This is a genomic window from Vibrio salinus (assembly GCF_021272385.1).
In the GTDB taxonomy this organism is placed as follows: Bacteria; Pseudomonadota; Gammaproteobacteria; order Enterobacterales; family Vibrionaceae; genus Vibrio; species Vibrio salinus.
On record NZ_JAJSDZ010000010.1, the window covers coordinates 1129418 to 1150988 of the forward strand.

General features: G+C 39.2%; 18 protein-coding genes and 1 pseudogene. 6 read left to right on the forward strand and 13 right to left on the reverse strand.

All coding sequences use genetic code 11. The features are described from left to right. Positions 1-8 precede the first annotated feature (8 nt). The 3 genes from LRQ06_RS18745 to LRQ06_RS18755 all read right to left on the reverse strand — a co-directional run bounded on the left by LRQ06_RS18745 (position 9) and on the right by LRQ06_RS18755 (position 4959). Positions 9-1922: a putative bifunctional diguanylate cyclase/phosphodiesterase gene (locus LRQ06_RS18745; protein WP_232768567.1), complete on the reverse strand. Its 1914-nt coding sequence runs from the start codon at positions 1920-1922 to the stop codon at positions 9-11. Positions 1923-2131: 209 nt separating this feature from the next. After that, a complete protein-coding gene (locus LRQ06_RS18750; protein WP_232768568.1) occupies positions 2132-3718 on the reverse strand; it encodes a BCCT family transporter in 1587 nt (528 codons plus the stop codon). A gap of 500 nt (positions 3719-4218) precedes the next feature. Further along, positions 4219-4959, reverse strand: coding sequence for a helix-turn-helix domain-containing protein (locus tag LRQ06_RS18755; RefSeq protein WP_232768569.1), 741 nt, complete (start codon positions 4957-4959; stop codon positions 4219-4221). Positions 4960-5253: 294 nt separating this feature from the next. On the opposite strand from LRQ06_RS18755, the gene LRQ06_RS18760 reads away from it, so the two are divergent. Then, the gene (locus LRQ06_RS18760; RefSeq protein ID WP_232768570.1) at positions 5254-6180 is read left to right on the forward strand and encodes a ketopantoate reductase family protein; all 927 of its coding nucleotides are present in this window, start codon (positions 5254-5256) and stop codon (positions 6178-6180) included. Positions 6181-6191: 11 nt separating this feature from the next. Here LRQ06_RS18760 and LRQ06_RS18765 read toward each other — a convergent pair whose 3' ends face one another. The 3 genes from LRQ06_RS18765 to LRQ06_RS18775 all read right to left on the reverse strand — a co-directional run bounded on the left by LRQ06_RS18765 (position 6192) and on the right by LRQ06_RS18775 (position 10151). Then, the gene (locus LRQ06_RS18765) at positions 6192-6686 is read right to left on the reverse strand and encodes an NlpC/P60 family protein (protein ID WP_232768571.1); all 495 of its coding nucleotides are present in this window, start codon (positions 6684-6686) and stop codon (positions 6192-6194) included. Positions 6687-6829: 143 nt separating this feature from the next. After that, the gene (locus LRQ06_RS18770) at positions 6830-8425 is read right to left on the reverse strand and encodes an ABC-F family ATPase (protein WP_232768572.1); all 1596 of its coding nucleotides are present in this window, start codon (positions 8423-8425) and stop codon (positions 6830-6832) included. Positions 8426-8561: 136 nt separating this feature from the next. Next, on the reverse strand, positions 8562-10151 hold the full coding sequence (locus LRQ06_RS18775) for a bacteriohemerythrin (RefSeq protein ID WP_232768573.1): 1590 nt from the start codon (positions 10149-10151) through the stop codon (positions 8562-8564). Between the two features lie 414 nt (positions 10152-10565). Between LRQ06_RS18775 and LRQ06_RS18780 the strand changes: the two genes are divergently transcribed. The 5 genes from LRQ06_RS18780 (at position 10566) to LRQ06_RS18800 (ending at position 17206) form a co-directional block, all read left to right on the forward strand. Further along, positions 10566-11048 (forward strand): MarR family winged helix-turn-helix transcriptional regulator, encoded by a 483-nt coding sequence (locus LRQ06_RS18780; protein WP_232768574.1) that lies wholly within the window; start codon positions 10566-10568, stop codon positions 11046-11048. Further along, positions 11045-12493: an efflux transporter outer membrane subunit gene (locus LRQ06_RS18785; RefSeq protein WP_232768575.1), complete on the forward strand. Its 1449-nt coding sequence runs from the start codon at positions 11045-11047 to the stop codon at positions 12491-12493. The genes LRQ06_RS18780 and LRQ06_RS18785 overlap by 4 nt, the downstream gene beginning before the upstream one ends. Before the next feature lie 14 nt (positions 12494-12507). Continuing rightward, a complete protein-coding gene (locus tag LRQ06_RS18790; protein WP_232768576.1) occupies positions 12508-13698 on the forward strand; it encodes an HlyD family secretion protein in 1191 nt (396 codons plus the stop codon). 45 nt (positions 13699-13743) lie between these two features. Further along, positions 13744-15216, forward strand: a complete 1473-nt coding sequence (locus LRQ06_RS18795; RefSeq protein ID WP_257794131.1) for a DHA2 family efflux MFS transporter permease subunit — start codon at positions 13744-13746, stop codon at positions 15214-15216. A 229-nt stretch (positions 15217-15445) separates the two neighbouring features. Beyond that, entirely contained in the window at positions 15446-17206 is a 1761-nt protein-coding gene (locus LRQ06_RS18800; RefSeq protein ID WP_232768578.1) for an ABC transporter substrate binding protein, read from the forward strand. A gap of 17 nt (positions 17207-17223) precedes the next feature. Here LRQ06_RS18800 and LRQ06_RS18805 read toward each other — a convergent pair whose 3' ends face one another. The 7 genes and pseudogenes from LRQ06_RS18805 to LRQ06_RS18835 form a co-directional block, all read right to left on the reverse strand. Continuing rightward, the gene (locus tag LRQ06_RS18805; RefSeq protein ID WP_232768579.1) at positions 17224-17460 is read right to left on the reverse strand and encodes a hypothetical protein; all 237 of its coding nucleotides are present in this window, start codon (positions 17458-17460) and stop codon (positions 17224-17226) included. Between the two features lie 224 nt (positions 17461-17684). After that, positions 17685-18155 (reverse strand): annotated as a pseudogene (locus tag LRQ06_RS18810) (methyl-accepting chemotaxis protein); the annotation flags it as partial. 343 nt (positions 18156-18498) lie between these two features. Then, on the reverse strand, positions 18499-19077 hold the full coding sequence (locus LRQ06_RS18815) for a PDC sensor domain-containing protein (protein ID WP_232768581.1): 579 nt from the start codon (positions 19075-19077) through the stop codon (positions 18499-18501). Between the two features lie 160 nt (positions 19078-19237). Then, on the reverse strand, positions 19238-19606 hold the full coding sequence (locus LRQ06_RS18820) for a YbaN family protein (RefSeq protein WP_232768582.1): 369 nt from the start codon (positions 19604-19606) through the stop codon (positions 19238-19240). 19 nt (positions 19607-19625) lie between these two features. Beyond that, positions 19626-20192 (reverse strand): hypothetical protein, encoded by a 567-nt coding sequence (locus tag LRQ06_RS18825; RefSeq protein WP_232768583.1) that lies wholly within the window; start codon positions 20190-20192, stop codon positions 19626-19628. A 3-nt stretch (positions 20193-20195) separates the two neighbouring features. After that, positions 20196-20717 (reverse strand): TadE/TadG family type IV pilus assembly protein, encoded by a 522-nt coding sequence (locus tag LRQ06_RS18830; RefSeq protein WP_232768584.1) that lies wholly within the window; start codon positions 20715-20717, stop codon positions 20196-20198. Continuing rightward, positions 20714-21571: a tetratricopeptide repeat protein gene (locus tag LRQ06_RS18835; protein WP_232768585.1), complete on the reverse strand. Its 858-nt coding sequence runs from the start codon at positions 21569-21571 to the stop codon at positions 20714-20716. The genes LRQ06_RS18830 and LRQ06_RS18835 overlap by 4 nt, the downstream gene beginning before the upstream one ends.

The window sequence follows — 21571 nt, forward strand, 5'->3', positions numbered from 1 at the left end:
TAAAAACTCTACTTATTGAGAAATGCTAATGCTTTATCAATATCGACCGGACGACTAAAATAGAACCCCTGATAAAAGTCAGCCTCTATATCAATAAGCTTTTCTAACTGAGATTGCTCTTCAATCCCTTCAGCAATGACCTGACAACCAATTAGGTGAGACATTTTGGTTACTGCTTCAACAATACTTTTGTCTTTCCCCTCATTACATATATTATCAATATATATTTTATCAATTTTAATGAAATCAATTGCCAGGCTTTTCAAAACTGATATTGAGGAGAAACCGGTCCCAAAATCATCAATAGAAATTAGAATGCCACGTTTTTTAATCTCGGAAATAGCATTAGATAGCTTTTCGAGATTTTCAATTAATACTGTTTCAGTAATTTCAAGATGAACGTTTGCAGGATTTATCTGGTACTTTTTAACATAAAAGTCCAAAAAAGCTGGAAATTCATCATCCTGAAACTGAATAACGGAGACATTGATTGACATCGAAACATTACTATTGATTTTATTTATTTCATGCAACGTCATAAGCGATTTCTTAAGCACTAATTTTCCAAGATTAATGATCAATCCATGTTCTTCCGCAACGGAGACAAATTCTGCCGGCGAAATAATTTCTCCATTCAACGTCCAACGAACCAATGCTTCATAACCGTCTATCTCATTTGTTGTCACATTCACGATAGGTTGATAGTGCAGATAAAATGCTTCTTGTTTTAATGACTCTTCCATCGAGCGACGCAAAAATTCCTTACGTTCCGTTTGACGCTGAATTTCATCACTGAAGTGACAAATCCGTAAGTTTTTCTGCTTACCTTCCTGAACAGCATGATAAGCTTTACGTACAGACGTCACGATATCTTCATGTTCCTTATAAATCCGGATACCAATATGATAAGAAGGAACAATTTTGATATTGTGTTGCCTGATTTCTTTTGTCAACGTTTCCTGCAAGTACTTTAAGAATTGCTTAATGGCAATACGAGATAACGACTCCACATACAAGACAAATTCATCGCTGCCCCAACGACCAGATATCGAATCATAAAATTTATCAACGCTTCGGAACCGGGTACCTAATGTCGACAAAACATGATCACCAAAGAGATGCCCATAAGTATTGTTCAATATTTTAAAGCCCCTCATATCGATATACAGTACCGCATGAATATCATGGTGCTCGATATGTGTTTTATTTAAATTCAACTCAACTTTTGAAAGAAAACTATTACGGTTATTCAGCTCTGTCAGCATGTCCCTTTCTTCAAGCCGAATGATCTGAGCAGTTCTTTCTTTTACTTTCAGCTCTAAATTATCAACCATATCATCTAACTTAGCTTTATTACGGATACCGCTACTAATGAATTTTGCACACTGATAAGAGCTGATTGTCAACGCCACCCAAAATCCAATACCCAAAATACCCAGAGCAAACTTATTCGGCTCACTTGATAAAAGAAGAAGTACACTGTACGGCAGGACAATAATAGTCGTAAATACAATAGAAGAACGAAGATCAGCGTTAAGAAGCGTAGCCCCTCCTCCCGCCATTCCACAAAATACCACAATCGTAATCATTTCTTCTTTAAAGTCGAAAACCCCATTAAATATGTAGGGGAAAAGTGCCCATATAACCCCTGCAGACACAACCCCCCAGAAATGAAGGTTCATTTTATAGCGGGGATCATTTCTGGCAAAGATAGCAACAAATAACCTGATTATGCAGATCACAAATAATATCCCTAACCACAAATATTTATTATTACCAATATCTGCGTATAGAGGACTTACCACGAGCACAGTCGCAACAAAAAGGTTCACAATCACGGATGTGATCATATTAAAAGAGAAAACCTTTAAACGTTCCTGTGCATACATAGAAAATGGGTCCTTATCTGCATTTCTTATCACGTAATTCACTTTCATTATTATAATAATCTCATATATGAGAATGACTTACAAAAGAATGTTCATTATATTGACATTTGGGAAATTATCAATTCTTAAAAACAAAGGTTATAAACAAACAACAATGCAATAAAAAAGAGCTATACGACAGACCTTATTACGGGTTGTTATATAGCTCTTTTAAACAAAAATAGCGTCTTAATTAACTTAACTTAACTTAACTTATAAGCACCATATTCAGAACGGAGTCCCAGTAATAAGCTAAAGCACATTATTATTAATATGAAATTAAAAGGTAACCCTGTGGCAACCACACCGGATTGGAGAGCCTGCAATGCCTGACTTCCGCCTATCCATAGCATCGTTGCCGCAATGGCTCCCTCAAGAGTGGCCCAAAAAATTCTCTGTGGAATTGGAGCATCCAGCTTCCCTCCAGCAGTAATCGTATCAACCACTAGAGAGCCTGAATCTGATGATGTAATAAAAAATACAAGAATCAACAAGATTGAAACAACTGAGATAGTACTGCCAAACGGTAATTGATCGTAAACGTAAAAAAGTGTTAACGATATATCAGTCAATCCTTTAGTACCAAGTTCTCCGGCTTTATGAATCACCTGATCAAGCGCAATACCACCAAAAACACCCATCCATATCATGGTGACCAGTGTTGGAATAAAGACAACAGCCAACACAAACTCACGAATAGTACGCCCACGAGAAATTCGGGCGATAAACATACCAACAAATGGTGACCAGGATATCCACCATGCCCAATAAAATACTGTCCATGCATGCATCCAGTCTTTATCTTCCCGTCCGATAGGGTTGCTTAACTGAATAATGTTCTCAACATACCCCATAAACATGCTCCAGATGGAATCCCATGCCAGGTTGTATGTAACGGAGACAATAAACACAAACAGGATAAACGCAAAAATCATATTAATGTTACTGAGGACCTTAACTCCGCCATCAATACCGCGAACCACAGAACCAATCGCTATCATTGTAACAAATACAATGACGCCTAGCTGCATGCCAATACCACCATCGGTACCGAACACATAATTAATTCCACTTGTCGCTTGCTGGGCTCCCAACCCCAATGAGGTCGCTAAACCAAACAATGTTGCCAAAACAGACAGAATATCAATCACGTGTCCCAGCCATCCCCAGGAGTGATCGCCTAAAATAGGATAAAACATGGAACGCATAGACAAAGGCAAGCCTTTGTTATAAGTAAAAAATGCCAGACTCAGAGCAACAATAGCAAAAATGGCCCAGCCATGAATTCCCCAATGGAAAATCGTTGCTCCTAAGGCCAACTGTTTCGCTTCTGGTGAATAAGGTTCTACATTTAACGGTGCATAGTACCAATTGGTAAAATACGCAGTTGGCTCCGCAACTCCCCAAAAAAGCAAACCAATCCCCATACCGGCAGCAAACAACATGGCTAACCAGGATACCGTTGAATAATCAGCCGTTGCATCTCGACCACCAATTCGGATTTTTCCATATGGCGAAATACTTAAAGCAAGAGTAAACATAAGAAAAAAGTTAGCTGACCACATAAATACGCTGTCAAACTGCTCAATGATTGAATTTCTTATACTATCGAGTGTCATCTTTGCTATTTGTGGGTCCGCAACCAAGACAGTAGCTAAAAAAATCAGAATCAAACCGGCGCTAATTCCAAAGACAGGATTATGAATATCAAAACCCCATTTCTGAACATTATCCTGACCAACCTGATAATCGGTAGTTTCAATACTGTATTTTCTAAATACATTATCCATATTAATCACTTAAATATTTTGCCATCTATACTTTCTGCCAATAATTCTGATAAAAAAGAGCTTTTTGGCAGAAATATAATTAGAGCACAAAGTGTTTTATGGGCGTGATGTTAACAAAAAAAATACTAGAAAGGCAAATTTCATTCAATTAAAAAGATTTTTTAACGAAAATTAATTTTGCAACCAATACATTTATTTAGATAACAAAATATTTATAATTAAATTAATTATTGAAGACGTTAGGCTGTATCCAGATAAAATTTTGATATTTTCAATCAGTCCATTTTCATTTTTTATCATTTAACGTTACAAAGTTGACACAACTTTCTAGAGGCTACTTGCCAAAAACATTAGTCGCGCTGCTAATTTAATAATGCCGAATGTCTCACAACTAAAAATCTTATTTGAATCTTTCATAACGTTCAATAAATATAAATATTTTAACTCTTTGTACAAAAGCAGATACCTCATCGACCATCAATGACAACGTCACAAAATATCTATAGTACATTGTCTACAACCAACATATTCAGTTTCGTTGACGTTTTTAATTCCTGTTTCGTCAAAAGCAATTGCTGTTTTAAATCATCTGAATACGCCTGTGACGTTAGCGTAACCAGGCATTTAAAAGCACATGGACGCATATCAGAAGAAGATATTCCACATAATAATCCATAGGTGCTATTTCTTAACTCCAGAGGATTAAAAATATACAGTAAACATTCCTCAAGCGCATTATATTGATTAATAAAGGAAAAACGAATTAATCTATCACTATATGTGACAGTTCCGAGATAATAAATTTCACTGTTTCTGCCGTTTGGTGTAACAACACTAATGGTCAGAGTTGCCGTTTGCTGATTACCTTCTTTATCAGGCAAAATATCAATCACACCATCTTTTAAGCGATTGTACCGCCCGTCGTAAAAATAGAAAAATAACCGGGGAGCATTGTGAAATGTTCTTAAAGCAGACATATTCTGAATCTTCTCTTCCGGTGGCGAAAGATGATAATCGATCAATTGATTCGGCGTGACTTCCAGAGCTGATGCAAGATTAAATAACGTCACCATATCAAGCGAGATTTCACCCGTTTCATATTTGGAAACAGTTGCCCGGCTTTTGTGTATTCGTTCGGCTAATTGCTGAATCGTCATCCCCTGAGCTTTACGACGACTTCTTATCCGGTTACCGATATGTTTATTCAATGTTTCATGATCATACTGCTGTCCGTGACTCATATGTTTATGCCTTAAACAGGTTAAAGAAAGGGATTTAATGGCGAAATGCTCGTATTACGGTGCACTTTTATGATTTTATAAACTTCAGAATTCTTTTCTAATTAAAATTAGCATATATAGGCCAAAAATTCTATTTATACGAGAATTTTTGAAAACTTTGTTTCTTTAAAAGAAACTTCTCTTAGTTGATGAACAATTTAACCTCTCTGTATACTCAGACCCTATATCTTTGACTAAACCAGAGTTTTCTTTCCTTCTGTTCTGGTGCTAGCCTGACATTCACTGGAGAATTATATGAAAATTGCGGTCATCGGCGCAGGAGCTATGGGTTGTTTATACGGCGCTTATCTGAGTGAACAACATGACGTCTATATGATAGATACTCTGGAATCTCAGGTTTGGTCAATACAGGAATCCGGAATTACCGTAGAAGAAATGGATGGTCGTGTTGTAAATTACCCGAAAGTCAGTGCGTTCCTTTCAGGGCATTGCAACGTCAAGGTTGATATGGTTATTGTCTTTGTTAAATCAACCTATACTGTGCAGGCACTGGAACAAAATAAAGCACTTTTTAAACCTTCCACTCTGGTAATGACTTTACAGAACGGTGCCGGGAATGACCGGAAAATTGAAGAATACGTTGATCAGGAAAATATCATCATTGGAACCAGCAAACATAATGCCGTGAATCTTGGTGAAGGCAAAATTAAACATCCCGCGAAAGGAATTACGACAATTGGTAGCAATCACAATGCATCCAATGTTGTACAGATTGCGGCGAAGTCGCTTGAAGAATCAAGTTTTGACGTTGATATCGCTGGCGATATTCAGCGTATCATCTGGAGTAAACTACTGGTAAATCTGTCTGTCAACACATTTACGGCCATTACCCAAACACCCATTGGTTATATGATCAAAAACCAACATGCATGGGACTTTGCAAAACGCTTGGTTTATGAAGCAATTGAAGTCGCTGAAGCGGATGGTACTTACTTCGACCGTCGGGAAGCACTCTCAATGGTCAAAAAAGTCTGCGAAACAGCTGGTGACGGATATTCATCGATGTACCAGGACAGAAAGAACCACGTAAAAATGGAAATTGATGCCATTAACGGAGCCATTGTCGAACAAGCTAAATTGTATGGCGTTCCAACGCCTTATAACACGCTGATTGTTGACCTTATTCATGCCATTGAAGGCGCTTACGATTTATACGGTTAACAAGCAACACACTACTGAACCCGTTTAGCCTGCCAATACTTCGATTTCCAGTAAACATTATTCAGGCTTGAAATAATGACTCCCCGGGATTCGGATGCATGAATAAACTGATTTTGCCCGTAATAAATACCAACGTGGCGGGCTTTATGACCGGTTTTAAAAAAGACGAGATCACCTGAGCGAAGTTGAGACCTTGCAATCTTTTTACCGATGCCTGATTGTCCCTTTGTTGTCCGGGGAATAACGGCACCAAATTGCTCTAAAAAAACCGCATAGACAAAACCGGAGCAATCCACTCCTCTTTTACTTAATCCTCCATAAGAATAGGGTGTTCCTTTCCATTCCTCATATTGAGTAATAAGACCATTTCTCACCAGCCCACTATTGGATAAATCGGTTTTATGAGGATTAACAAAGACAGATTCTTCCGAAGGTGTTGTACTGCAACCGGCGCAAAAGATGATAATTAACCAGATAAGAATACAAGATACTTCTTTTTTCATCATTTAGCTTATACGCTCATGCCAGTACCGAAAAGACTGAGTGCATATAATCAAATCGTACATAAAATGTCCATAAAAAAGAAAACGCACAATTCTTATTTTGAATTGTGCGCCCAATTTTACAATCTTATCTGCAAGCAGCCCGGTTAACCGGCTAAGCCCTGCTTAGCCAGATATTCATCATAAGTCCCATGGAAATCATTCACACCATCTTTCGTTATTTCAATGATTCGGGTAGCAATAGAAGAGACAAACTGCCTATCATGAGAAACAAACAGCAAAGTGCCTTTATAGTTTTCAAGCGCAAGGTTAAGCGCTTCAATGGATTCCATATCCATGTGGTTTGTCGGCTCATCCATCAGCAAAATATTCGGTCTTTGCATGATAAGCTTACCAAAAAGCATACGTCCCTGTTCACCACCGGAAATGACTTTCACCGATTTCTTAATGTCATTTTGTGAAAACAGCATACGTCCGAGAATACCGCGTACAACCTGCTCGTCATCGCCTTCTTTCTTCCACTGCCCCATCCAGTCCATCAGATTCATTTCTTCACTGAACTCATGAGCGTGATCCTGAGCATAATAGCCAATATTATTGTTTTCCGACCACTTCACCTCACCTTGCATCGGCGTCATTACACCGGCTAGTGTATTCAGCATGGTCGATTTACCAATACCATTTTCACCGATAATGGCAATGCGTTCTCCGACTTCAACCAGTAACTTCACGCCATTGAAAAGGACGTTATCTCCATAACCCTGCTTCAGGTCTGTCACTTCAAGTGCATTACGGAACAGCTCTTTCTCTTGATCAAAACGAATGAAAGGAGACTGACGGCTGGAAGGTTTGACTTCTTCAAGCTGAATTTTTTCCAGTTGTTTCTGACGTGATGTTGCCTGCTTGGCTTTGGATGCGTTAGCCGAGAAACGGCTAACGAAAGTTTGCAGCTCAGCCATTTGGGCTTTTTTCTTCGCATTATCCGCCAGTAAGCGCTCGCGGGCCTGCTCGGCAGCAAACATGTACTCGTCGTAATTCCCGGTAAACAAACGTAATTCACCGTAATCCAGATCCGCCATGTGCGTACATACTGTATTAAGAAAATGACGGTCATGCGAAATGATAACCATCGTACAATTACGTGCCAACAGCGTTTGCTCCAACCAGGCAATGGTATGCATGTCCAGGTTATTGGTCGGTTCATCAAGGAACATGATGTCCGGTTCCGCAAACAGAACCTGAGCTAAAAGAACCCTCAATTTCAGACCCGGTGCAATTTCACTCATCAATCCGAAATGCTGGTCTTCCGAAATGCCTAACCCTAAGAGTAATTCACCGGCCCGGGCTTCTGCGGAATAACCATCCATTTCAGCAAATTCTGTTTCTAAATCTCCGACACGCATACCATCTTCATCGGACATTTCAGGCAAAGCATAAATTCTGTCCCGTTCTTCTTTGACTGACCACAACTCTTTATGGCCCATAATGACGGTATCAATAACGGTATATTCCTCAAAGGCAAACTGATCCTGACCCAGTTTTGCAATTCGTTCGTTAGGATCATAAGACACCGAACCCGAAGAAGGCTCCAGCTCACCACCCAAAATTTTCATAAATGTCGATTTACCACAACCATTTGCCCCAATCAGACCATAACGGTTGCCATTACCAAATTTAATCGAGATATTTTCAAACAGAGGCTTGTCGCCAAATTGCATGGTGATGTTTGCAGTCGTTAACACAGATAATTCCAAATCAAATAATGAAGACAAAAAAAGTTGGTCATAAACCAACTTTTCAGATTTCCGCTATAGTAACAGTTTTCGTGATAAACATCACCTTCCGCTATTTATCCAAAGTCATTTAACTCTCATGAATTTACATTCCCATTTCTTTAAATAACCTGCTATAAGCTCTGTCTTCTTTTTGAATATGCTGAGTCAGCCATGCTTTCAGAAACGACATCAATTCATCACTGATATCTTCACCGGATTCAACCCGACGCTGAAAATCCAGAACCTGACTCACCAGAGTGGAGTGAATTCTTTCATGCTGATGGCGATCTTTATATTCAAACATATCAAATAACGTTTCTTCATACTTAAAATGATTTCCGGTGTAATCTATCAATCCCTGAACAACCCGTTTAACAGAAGCCAAATCGTAATTATTATTAAGAAGATAATACAATTCGTTAATCAGATTCACTAAGGTTTCATGCTGACGATTAATTTCTGTCAGGCCAAGATCCAAATCAGGTCCCCACTCAATCAATTTATCTCGATTTTTGTCTTCTTGTTCCACCTGTTTATCGTCGATTACAAATCGTTTAAGCAAAGATTCCACTTCTCCGGCCAGATTTCTGACAGTGATGCTGGCAAGAACTGTTTTTTGAGCAACACCAACGTTATTATTCGACTCCTGTTCTATCTGTTTCAGATAATTATCAAGCGCCTTAGTTTCAGACAACTGTTCAGAGGCCAGATCGGCAATATTTTTACCCAGAGTATCGATATTGAGGATTTGTTCGTTCAGAGAATTAAAATTGCATTCCGCTTCACCTGCTGCTTCCTGAGATGCCAATATTCTGGCCTTGTTTGATTCCATTGAAGAATTCACTTTCGTAATCAGTTCCTGCAGATTCAGTATCTTCTCACTGATTTGCTTCGTTGCATCCTGAGTCTGGGTGGCTAAGGCGCGAACTTCATCCGCAACAACAGCAAATCCTCTACCGTGTTCACCGGCCCGGGCACTTTCAATCGCTGCGTTCAGCGCCAGTAAATTCGTCTGTTCTGCAATATTTCCGATGGTGTCGATGACCTGCCCTATACTGACACTTTCCTGATTGAGCTGCTCAAAATGTTCAGCCGAACGAACATACTGTTTCGTCGTCGCTTCTAAAGAGTCCTCCAATCGTTTCATTCCGGTTATACCTTTTTCTGCCATATCACTCGCATCAGTTGCCAGTTTATAAGAATCATTACAGTACGAATCAACCTGAGACGATATTGTTGATAATTGTTCAACACGTTCTTTGGCACTATTAATATTATGCTGTTGAGCAACCGCACCGCTTTTTGACGCTTCAGACTGGCTTTGTAATGAATTAGCAACCTGAATAAGGTAGCGGGTCGTTTTCCCCAGAAAAAATGTTGTCCGTGAAATGTCTTCCCCAACCCGGTTGAAAGATTGATAAATAAGATTATCACTATCCTGAGATTTGTTAATTCGTGACGTTAAATCTCCCTGTGATAATTGATGTGCCGAAGAGGTAATTTCGGACAACATTGGTCCGACAGACATAAGGATGCATAACATCGTTATATGATAAACAATTAAAATAGCCACAAAAGCCCAGTGAACCGACACTCCTAAAATATAAATCAAAGGAATAACTGGAATGGATAAAATGACACCCCATAGTAAAGGAGACACTCTGATTGATTTCAGAGCCAGCTTCACGAACATAACCTACCTCCGGTAGCCTGTGTTAATTCGCAGGAAATCAGACTATTACTGAAACTATAGTCAAAAAAATCCGGAATGGCGCCTAACGGAACGTACCTGTTTCACATTACATTACATTCATCTTAAACCTTGCTGTTAATCGATATTACCTGACGAAGAATAGACGTGTTTTTCAACTGCTTTACCAAAAAAGTTCATCATACAAACGTTATCAAAGACACATTTAATATAACCAAACCCTCTTAACACAGAGCATTGTGACATTACCTGGAGAGTTAAAGCATATAAACTTCATTTTATAATTACATTTTACTTAATTTCGATTGACAAAGAAGATCAATATCACAATAATTACTTGCACAGGCAATTAATGCACAGGCTAATAATGTATAGGCAACGTAATGGAGGCTGTTAATGTCCGAATCAGATAACCATGATTTATCTCTATACGACAACCTCGGCTTTTTACTTGGTAAAGTTTCGCAAATTAAAGATCGGCTTCTAGATCAATACATTGCAAATGAAGACATCACCGCAACTCAGATGAAAATGCTCTATCATTTGTATTTTGTTAATACAAACCGACCTTCTGAAATCGGCACTTATTTATATATAGACAACAGTGCCATTACGAGAATGCTGGATCGTCTGGAAAAAAAAGAGCTTATAAAGCGAATCCCAGATCCCAATGATCGCCGTTCAATCCTGGTTGAACTGACGCAAAAAGGTAAAGATGTTACAAAACGGACTATTCCTTTCGCTATTCATGCCATTGATGATTTGACGCAATGCCTGACTTCTGATGAAACTCAACAACTTCAGTCCTGTTTAAAAAAAATCGTCGAACACTTAATGCCTGAAGAGTTTAGACTCCGTTATACCAAGGAATCCGAATGATAAAACTGACTAAAATTTCGATATTTGTATCGTTATCTCTGCTTTATGGTTGTTCAGCTCCTGATCAAATTAAGCCTCAGAATAAACTCAATGATCAGGCCGTTTTAAGCCATAGTTCCAATCTTAAATCACAACAATTTTCTGTCGCAGACTGGCCAAAACAGGACTGGTGGAAATCATTTGGAGATCCTCAGTTAAACCAACTTATTGAGCGCGCACTAAAGAACAGCCCTGACATTCAGTTAGCTAACGCCATGTTAACTAAAGCATCGTCTTATGTGATGGCGGCCGACAGTCAGTTTGACCCGACACTTACCGCAGATGCTGCTGCTCGCCGTGCCCGCTTGTCTCGTTCTGAAGACTATTCAATGCAGGGTAATCGCTATGGTACTGTTTATGATCTGGGATTAAACGGCAGCTATACCTTTGACCTATGGGGAGGAGAACGTTCAGCCTGGGAAGCGAGTGTCAATAACCAACAAGCCGCAGAAGTGGATCATCAGGCGGCAAAAATTACGTTGTCTAACGCCATTATCCGCTCTTATGTCGAATTGGAAAACTCCTATTCTCTGCTCGATCTGGCTCACAAAGATCTAGAAAGAACACAGCGGATAGTCAGAATTACTCAAAATCTGTTAAATCACGGATTAACCTCTGATGATCGACTCTATACGGCACAAAGTAATGCAGCCGGAGCCCAACAGGTTCTGAAAAAACGGACGCTGGCAATCAGGCAACTCAAAAATGCTATTGCAACATTAGTTGGTGAAGGACCAGACACAGCATGGGGTATCCAACGTCCAACAAGTCAAATAAGTACGGTTCTGAAATTACCAGAGGATTTACCGGCAAACTTATTGTCACACAGGCCCGACATTGTAGCTGCTAAATGGCGGGTAGAAGCAGCCAGCAAAAATATAGACGCGGCCAAAACCCGTTTTTATCCAAACGTCAATCTGAGTGCAATGGCTGGATTTAAAGCCATGCTGGGTGATGCCGTTTTTGAAGACGTAAGCCGCTCGTGGAATGTCACGCCAGCGATCTCTCTCCCTATTTTCACTAAAGGATTGACCGCTGATCTGATAGAAAAAACAGCGGACTATGATACTGCTGTCGCTCAATACAACAAGTCACTGACAAACGCACTGGGACAGGTAACAGATTCTATCCTGGCGATTAAATCTCTGGGAAATCAGTTAAAAGATGCAGAACAAAGTATGCATCTGGCAGATAAAAGTTACCGGATTACTGAAAAACGTTATCAGTCTGGAATGGGAAGTCAGCTGGAAGTATTAATTGCTGAAGACCAACTCATTCAGGCTGAGTCAGCCTACACAACTTTAAAAAATCAGCAGCAAGAAGAGCAGGTATTGTTAATTCAGGCTCTGGGCGGTGGTTTTAGCAATGTTCAAGCACCAGCTAAAACTGTTACTGACAAAGATTAATATAGGTTTTTACAATGCAAGAAAAAGAAACTGAACAAACTGTCTCTCCTAATAAATCAAAACGTAAAAAAGGATTAACAACGTTTGCTTTAATCATTGCGATAGCGGCGCTGGGCTCTGGTTATTACTATTTCAATTACGTCAGGGGAAATGAAACGACAGAAGATGCCTACGTAAACGGGAACCTCGTTCAAATCACACCGGAAATTACCGGTACCGTCACCAGTATTGCAGTCGATGATGGTGACTATGTCAAAAAAGGTCAGGTTTTAGTCCGCTTTGACAAAGATGACGCACAGATAGCTTACGAAAGTGCCGTTGCTGACCTTGGCCAGACAGTTCGTCAGGTCCGCACCATGTTTAACAGTGTAACACAGGCAAAAGCAGTAGTTGAAACCAGAAGAATAGCCCTTAATAAAGCCAAAACAGACTATTCACGACGTAAAGATATGGTGAAAGTAGGTGGGTTATCTCAGGAAGAATTAAGCCACGCTAAAGATTTGGTTGATTCGGCTCAAAAAGAATTGGCGGTAGCCATTGAACAGTTAAAAGCCAAACAGTCCATCATTCATGGTACAACCGTTGAAACTCATCCATTAGTAAGGGCTTCGGTCGCAAATCTGAAAAAAGCGTATCTGGCAAAAATCCGTACCAGTGTTGTTGCACCAGTGTCCGGATATGTTGCACGCCGGAATGTACAGCTAGGACAACGTGTCTCTCAGAATTCTGTTCTGATGGCCGTTGTTCCACTTGACGATGTATGGGTTGACGCAAACTTTAAAGAAACTCAGCTAAGAGAAATGCGCATCGGGCAACCTGTATCGCTAATTTCTGACTTATACGGTGACGACGTTGTCTTTCACGGAAAAGTAGAAAGTTTGGGCATTGGTACCGGCAGCGCGTTTTCCTTACTACCTGCTCAGAATGCTACAGGAAACTGGATTAAAGTAGTACAACGATTACCTGTGCGCATTGAGCTTGATAAAAAAGAGCTTAAAAATCATCCGCTAAGAATTGGATTATCTATGACAGCTGATGTGGAAACTGAAAATACCAATGGTCCTTTATTATCAGTATCATCGCCGAAATCAGCACGGTATAAAACGGACGTTTACAGTAGAAGTAATGATAATTTAAATAAACTGGTTGCCCGCATTATTGCTGAAAACGATGCCCAACTAAAAGATTTTATTGCAAAAAAATAGAAAGGTCTAACTATGAGTCAACCTCAAAGCTACCAACCATCTAATATGGCTCTATGCGTTTTTGCCATATCGTTGGGAGTATTTATGCAAGTATTAGACTCGACGATTGCAAACGTATCACTACCTACCATTGCCGGAAACATGGGTGTCAGCCTGAATCAGGGGACCTGGGTAATTACGTCATTTACTGTCAGTAACGCCATAGGTCTTCCAATTACGTCCTGGCTAAGTCGTCGAATAGGAGAAGTGAGACTTTATGTCGGTGCACTTATTGCGTTTAGTCTGTTTTCCTTTCTGTGCGGTGTCTCCCAGTCGATGGGGGAATTGGTGATATTCAGAACGTTACAGGGTCTGGCAGCAGCACCATTATTTCCTATGAGTCAGGTGTTACTGATGTCCATTTTTCCCAAAGAAAAACGCAGCATGGCTCTTGCTTTACTTGGGATGGTTGCCGTAGTCGGCCCTATAGTCGGTCCAATTCTGGGGGGATGGTTAACCTATGACTATAGTTGGCCCTGGATATTTTTTATTAATATCCCTATTGGTATTTTTACTGTCATCGTCGTACTACGTCAGTTAAAAGACCGTCCTGCTCAGGAAAACATGCGGAATTCAAAATTCGATATTGTTGGCCTTTCAACCATGGCGTTAGGTGTCGGAATACTTCAAATCGTATTAGATAAAGGAAATGAACTGGATTGGTTTAATAACGTATGGATCATCGCAGGATCGGTTTTTGCTGTTATTATGCTTGTCTTCATGGTTATTTGGGAACTAACCGATGATGACCCCATTATTAATTTACGTTTATTTGCCAATCGTAACTTCTGCATCGGAACCATTATTTTAACTTTTGGATACGCTGGTTTTTTCAGTATTAACCTTATATTACCTCAATGGCTTCAGAGTCAGATGAATTATACTGCTTTATGGGCAGGGTTTGCGGCAGCCCCTATGGGGGTACTCCCTCTATTTCTGACCCCCATATTAGGAAAATTAGGAACCCAGTTCGATATGCGAAAACTCGCAGCATGGTCATTCATCGTTATCGGATCCAGCTGTTATATGCGGGCTCAGTTCAACAGTGATGTCGATTACTTTACGATTGCCATAATTCAGCTGTTTATGGGTATCGGTATTTCGTTATTCTTTATGCCTATGACGACTATTCTGTTATCCGATTTGCATGGTTCAGATGTTTCTGATGCTGCGTCTTTATCCACATTTATAAGGACTATCGGAGCCAGTTTTGCTTCATCATTAACTACATGGATATGGACGCGTAATGCAAGCGTGCACCATGCCATTCTGGCAGAGCAAATTACTCCCTACAATCCATTAGTCGCTCCGGAGTTACAACATAATAATGCCCACAGTACATTAATGACACTCAATGGGATTATCACAGGTCAGGGGTATATGATGTCAACCATCGATCTATTCACAACGTTGATGGGCATTTTCTTTGTGTTAACTCCGTTTATTTTCCTGACACAAAGACCTAAAGCACATGCGTAATTAAAATACCTTAGGTCTCCCCATTCAATAGCCCTCTATGCCTGATGCTCACATCAGGCATGTTTATTTAAGTAACCAGATAGTATGTTTTGTGGTAAACCATTAAATTTATCTATAATTTAATCAGTTTCTAAACATCAATATTGAGTCGGGGTCTTTTATAGTGGTATGTTACCGCCCAAAAATAAAATTCAACTTTGTTCATAGTTATCTTTTTAATGAATCAATAATGTTCAGGGTAATTTGCCGTTTATTTTTCACCCTGATTTTCATATATGCATCAATTGCCTTTTCTGTGCAAGCTCATAACCTCAATGATCTTCAGTATAAACACCTTCTTGTTCTGCACTCTTATGACCCTTCTTATCCCTGGACAAGTGATGCTCAACAAGGAATACAAGAAGCGATCAGCCAAAGTGAATTCAAATTCAGATTGTCTCTTGAATACCTGGATGCAAAACGAATTAATAACCCGGCCTATCTGTCATCCGTACGTCAGTACATCAAAGAAAAATACTTAAACTATCGGTTTGATGCCATTATTGTCACAGATGATACCGCGTTGAACCTTCTGAATTCACTTGACTTAACCAACTTAAAAAATCTGCCGACTGTTGCTGTGGGAATAGGCAATCCCACCGCTAAACTGACATCGATCACAAACAAAGGAATTATACTTAATACAGAAATTCACCTAAAAGAAAATATCAAATTAATCCAAAAGATTAGACCAAATATTCGTAAACTTTATCTGCTGTCTGACGATTCGGCTTCATCAATATATATAAAAAACAAGCTAAACAATTTACTAAACCAATACCCAAAAATTAAACTGATTGAATTTCATAACCATACATTAAGTGACACAATATCCGAGCTAAAACAAATCTCGTCTAAGGACGCGGTTTTACTTGGTCATTATAATACAGAAATAAAAAACGACGTTTACTATGAGTATGAAAACATTGCTCATGCCATTGGTGAATATAGCAAAGCGCCGGTCTTTGTTTTATGGGAGTTCTATGTACAACATGGGATTGTAGGTGGATATGCAACACGTTCTTATCAATTAGGTACTACTGCGGTAAATATTATTACTAATCAACTTTCCTCTTTAACAATACCTGCTCCCACCAAAATTCAAACATTTCGTCCCATATTTGATTATCAGGCGTTAAAAAGACACGACATCGATATTAATTCACTGCCGGCGCACTCATTAATTATCAATAAGCCAACCAATATTTTTGAACGACATCAGAAGAAAATTCTATATAGTAGTGCCACTGTTTGTGTTCTTCTTCTGTTCATTATCAGTCTCCTGGTAGTATCCTTAAGAAGAAAAAAGTTGCTCCATGAAAAAAATCAGGAAATTGTAGCGCTTCAAAATAAAGAACTGCTAATACAGAAAAACCTGCTTAATGTACTGGGGGAAGCCATCGAAAGCCGCTCCGGAGAAACAAGCAATCACGTAAGAAGAGTCGCAAAAGTGTCATCAACACTGGCACAATTAAATGGCTTACCACAAGAGCAATGTGACATTCTTGAAATTATTAGTCCGATGCATGATGTCGGTAAAATAGCTATTCCCGAAGCCATTTTAGATAAACCCGGAAAGCTGACAGACGATGAATGGCAGATAATGAAAAAACACACAAATTACGGATATAAACTGCTGAATAGCGGTGATGGCAACATTCTTCAACATGCCTCCATCATCGCTTTAGAACACCACGAGCATTGGGATGGGAATGGCTACCCTGATGGAAAATCCGGCAAGGATATTCATCTGTTTGCGAGAATAACAGCAATCTCAGATGTCTTTGATGCCTTACTAAGTAATCGTTGTTATAAAAAAGCCTGGTCAACGGAAGAAGTAAGAACGTTTTTCGAACAAAAAAAAGGTCGTCAGTTTGATCCAGACCTGACAGACCTTTTATTGAATAATTTCAGTCAGTTTATCGATATTCGCTCTCAATATCCCGACTGATATTTGAGATTTACAGATTAGTGTTCAATCCCAGACGGATTTTCATCATCTGTTGCGGACGTTTTTTGATAAATATCGGCCAGAGATTTCGGTTTTTTCAGCTTAGTTTTTTTTCTGCGAATCCGGCGGTATTCAAACTCCTGTTCGACAAATTCCAGCGTTTTAGCATGCTCCTGAGCCGTTTTATGAAATTCAGGATCGGACATCGCCTTCTGACGCATGCGGTTAACACGTTCAATGGTTTCCCATAACATAAGCTACCTCACCCACTTTCTGTACATATGTACAGTATAGCATCACTCTTTGATTTATCAAATTTTACTGTATAGAAAAACAGTATCCAGAAATTTAAATACAGTAAAAATGGAATCTGGAATCTGGAATCTGGAATCTGGAATCTGGAATCTGGAATCTGGAATCAAATGGTTAATCAGCTCTTTATTACTATCATGCAAATAAAGAGCTGATGGACAGGGGTTTACCTTAATTTGAACTGACTGACAATGGAAACCAGCCGGTGATTCATTGAATCAATATCATTGGTCTGTTCGGATACCTGACGACCATTATCATTCAGCTTCGAAACGATATCATTCAACGCCGACATATTTTGGTTTACTTCCTCCGTAACACTGCTTTGTTCTTCTGCTGCGGTCGCAATTTGAATACTCAGATCCTTAATGCTATTAACCTGATGATTCAGCTGTTCCAGCGTTGAACTGACCTCTTCAGTACTCTCAAACGTTTCCTGGCTGGCTGTTTGAGTACTTTCCATCAATTTAACCACATTGCTGTTACCCGCCAGTAATCTTTCGAGAGCCTTCTCAATTTCTTCAGTACTGGATTGAGTCCGGCTTGCCAATGCTCTGACCTCATCTGCAACAACAGCAAAGCCTCGTCCCTGCTCTCCGGCCCGGGCCGCTTCAATGGCGGCATTCAGTGCCAGAATAGGACGATACAAAGTATTGAGTACTAATATAGTGAAAACAACACTCAGCAAGACACTAGAAATCGTTAATAATAACGTTTGTTTTTTTATGGTATTAAGACTTTCAAATACAACACTCTTATCCAAACCAACCATCAGATACCAGTTTTTGTCACCATATTTTAACCTTCCGAAAACATCACTTTATCAACTCCATTCAGATGATAATCCGTAATAGCTACGTCGTGACGTTTAACTTCATTGGTAACATTAACTAATGATGAAAATGAATCCATTTTTTGACCCATCTTAACCACAGGAGATGTACTGGCCAGAACGGTTGAATTATCATCGATAATTAAGGCTACAGCCCCTTCATATCAAAGGACTCAACAGCTTCAGTTAGAATTGCTAATGGAATGTCGGCCAGGATAACAGCATTATCTCCTGCTTTTTTCCCAATGCTAACCATCAGTTCTTTTGTTGTTGCATCCTCGTAGGGCTCAGTATAAATTAATCCTGTCGCAGACATACCATCAATAAACCATGGTCTCTTAGTTGGATCATAAGTCGGCGGGTTTTTAAAATTATCCCACCCAGGAACCTCAGCCGCACAATATGCATCACCATTAGAAAATCCAATGGTCAAATTAGGAATATGGCCTGAGATAGCGGCAACGCGCATCCGCTCTGCATGATTCGCCGTATAATTATATTTTCGATAATCGTCAGCAAGATTACTAACACTATTTGCTCTGGCTTTTACAAATTCAGAGAGAAGATTACGTTCTACATGAATTCTTTGTTGGGTATCACTGTAAACAAGTCGCTTAAATTCCGAACTGATACTTTGATAGTTAATAAAATTAGACACTCCCACCGCAAGTGCTGTTATTAAAGCCATTGTCACAACAAGAGTTGTTTTAAACCCCAATCTATTCATATAACCACCTCAACAAGCTGTCTTTACCTCTCATACATATAAATTATATGAATAACATATAAGATTTTCATTTTTGGTGGTAATGTAAATAATTTGAATTTAATTTCACTTACGACACGATAAACTATCTTTATAATTCACGGACATTTATAACAGTGCATTACTGGTGCGAAGGCAACTCAGGTCGTATCCATATAAAATAGCTTCCAACTAACATTCCCAACAAAGCTATAATGACAAATGTCTGTGGTACTCCTGCTATCAGCAAAATAACAAAACATGCGGTCATTGATAGCGCAGAATGTATTTTGTTTTTCCGGGAAACAACCTTACCGTTTTGCCAGTTTTCAACAATCTCCCGACAATAAGACCATGACATAATCCATGAGTGAATTCTCGGAGAACCTTTGGCCGCAGCCCAGGCAGCTAAAAGAATAAATTCTGTTGCAGGTAGTCCGGGTAAAATAATACCTAATACAGCCATTCCCAAACTAATTACCGCAATCAGTTTATAAATCCAACGTTTCATAGTTCCCTCTCAGTGTAAGTTATTCATCATCGCCATCTTCTATAGATAACTCTTCCGATAATTTATCATCCAGTTCAATAGTTCGGTATTGCATACGGTTATGTGCCACTACATCTATCACCTTATTTTCAATAAGTAATGACATCGGAGTTAAACCATCAGATTCACGACAAAGCTGAACAACGATTAAAGAAACTGAATCTTCTTCACTATCTTCTTCTGGCATCTCGCCGATAAAATACCCCTCCGAAACCAATGATGGGCAGATATTTGTCAAATCTCCACGGCGAAAGGGCTTCCAAGCCAAGCTACGGTCAAGATTGACTTTATATATATTTAATTCATAGGACCCTATTTCAGATTCGGGCAGCATCTTATCAAGCAGATAATCCAAATCCGTTGCTGCTATATAACTTTGAACAGAAAGAACGGATGACAAGGTATGTGAAATTCTGTCATAGTCCCCTCGCAATCGGTTAATTGAATATAAGTCAGCCACAACTGAAATAGCTACTAACAGCATTCCGAGCGACAGAGTAAATTCAATCATTGCCAGTCCCCGACAGTTTTTTACTCTATTTCCCATCAACTAGTCATCTCCGTTAATGACAATATCTCCAAGTATTTGCTGGAACTCATGCTGATAAGAAGCTCCCAAATCAAATAACTCAGGTAATGGCGTAATAAAATCCTGACGTAAGGTTAAATTAAGACTCAATATCGGAGCATATGCGTAACTGGTTTCCTCATCATTTCCACTGTCAGAGTCTGATTCAGACGATTGATTACCGGAGAAATCCCCCAAATCAGAAAAGGCGTTTAATTTTAAATCCAGATTATCTTTTGAAACTAAATCAAATGAATACCGAATTATCCTTTCTTTTACAATATTAGATAATTCAGATTCACCCAAAGAATAAAAGTGATCATCCTGCCGAAAATTTTGTACAGCCCTCTCTAATGATAAATTAACCACACCAATAATCAGCGCAATTCTGGCCAACTCAAAAAACATGACCAAAATAAACAGCAAAACAGGAAAAATAAGCGCAGTTTCTACAGATACAATTCCTTGCTGATATTGACGAAACTTTTTAAGTATTGACCTCACGATTTATCTCCGACTAACGTCAGTGGATTATGAGTCAATACAGTCAGTTCTGAGTTCACTGAGCTACCATTCTTTATACGCTGACAAATAAGCTCAAATCGGTTAATAATATCTTCCGTCCGATTGCTATCGGTATACCTATTGAGCAATTCACGAGCCATGTCCGTTCTTTCATTCAATATATACGCAAGTGCAAGATTCAAACGCCCGGACATGGGCAAAATATTCTCCTGAGTGATAAGTAAATCTATTGCTTTAGAATAATTGCCGGATGACAAATAAGTCATCGCCAGATTATTTAATACCATCATATTGTCAGGTTGTATTTCTAATGCCTTTGTTAACATTGTTTTAGCTTTATCAACTTCACCGCGATAACTTCTGATGACACCGGCCCCGTTCAAAGCAGTAACATTATTAGGATTAACTTGCAGAGCACAATCAAGGTAATACTCAGCTTTATCTCTCTGAGCCACCTTTAAATAAGCCCGACCCAAACCTACACAAAGAGCTTCCCGCTCCTCATTAGTCTCGTGACCGGCGAACTCTTTTTCCGCTCTTTTATACAAAGTAATAACCTGAGAAGGCTGAATAACCAGAGAGCCTACCGTTGCATATTCCAGTAAATATGCTCTATTTAACTCTTTTTTTTCATCCATGTTCTTATAAACATCAAATGCTGCTTTATAACGACCGTTATCTCTCAATAGATGGGCTAGTTTCAGTGCTTCTGTTGCCATTTCCGGTAATTGTATATTTGTATTTTCAATTGTATGCACAGGCTTAACCGATTTCTGACTACATCCGGAAAGCAGCACCATAACACAGACAATTAATAAAATTATTTTTTGCAT

Excerpts from the sequence above, each read along its gene's own strand:
- LRQ06_RS18820 (WP_232768582.1), bottom strand. The coding sequence starts at position 19,606 with ATGAAACGTTGGATTTATAAACTGATTGCGGTAATTAGTTTGGGAATG.
- LRQ06_RS18790 (WP_232768576.1), top strand. The coding sequence starts at position 12,508 with ATGCAAGAAAAAGAAACTGAACAAACTGTCTCTCCTAATAAATCAAAA.
- LRQ06_RS18805 (WP_232768579.1), bottom strand. The coding sequence starts at position 17,460 with ATGTTATGGGAAACCATTGAACGTGTTAACCGCATGCGTCAGAAGGCG.
- LRQ06_RS18760 (WP_232768570.1), top strand. The coding sequence starts at position 5,254 with ATGAAAATTGCGGTCATCGGCGCAGGAGCTATGGGTTGTTTATACGGC.
- LRQ06_RS18750 (WP_232768568.1), bottom strand. The coding sequence starts at position 3,718 with ATGGATAATGTATTTAGAAAATACAGTATTGAAACTACCGATTATCAG.
- LRQ06_RS18785 (WP_232768575.1), top strand. The coding sequence starts at position 11,045 with ATGATAAAACTGACTAAAATTTCGATATTTGTATCGTTATCTCTGCTT.
- LRQ06_RS18825 (WP_232768583.1), bottom strand. The coding sequence starts at position 20,192 with ATGGGAAATAGAGTAAAAAACTGTCGGGGACTGGCAATGATTGAATTT.
- LRQ06_RS18775 (WP_232768573.1), bottom strand. The coding sequence starts at position 10,151 with ATGTTCGTGAAGCTGGCTCTGAAATCAATCAGAGTGTCTCCTTTACTA.
- LRQ06_RS18835 (WP_232768585.1), bottom strand. The coding sequence starts at position 21,571 with ATGCAAAAAATAATTTTATTAATTGTCTGTGTTATGGTGCTGCTTTCC.
- LRQ06_RS18780 (WP_232768574.1), top strand. The coding sequence starts at position 10,566 with ATGTCCGAATCAGATAACCATGATTTATCTCTATACGACAACCTCGGC.
- LRQ06_RS18815 (WP_232768581.1), bottom strand. The coding sequence starts at position 19,077 with ATGAATAGATTGGGGTTTAAAACAACTCTTGTTGTGACAATGGCTTTA.
- LRQ06_RS18765 (WP_232768571.1), bottom strand. The coding sequence starts at position 6,686 with ATGATGAAAAAAGAAGTATCTTGTATTCTTATCTGGTTAATTATCATC.
- LRQ06_RS18795 (WP_257794131.1), top strand. The coding sequence starts at position 13,744 with ATGGCTCTATGCGTTTTTGCCATATCGTTGGGAGTATTTATGCAAGTA.
- LRQ06_RS18800 (WP_232768578.1), top strand. The coding sequence starts at position 15,446 with ATGTTCAGGGTAATTTGCCGTTTATTTTTCACCCTGATTTTCATATAT.
- LRQ06_RS18755 (WP_232768569.1), bottom strand. The coding sequence starts at position 4,959 with ATGAGTCACGGACAGCAGTATGATCATGAAACATTGAATAAACATATC.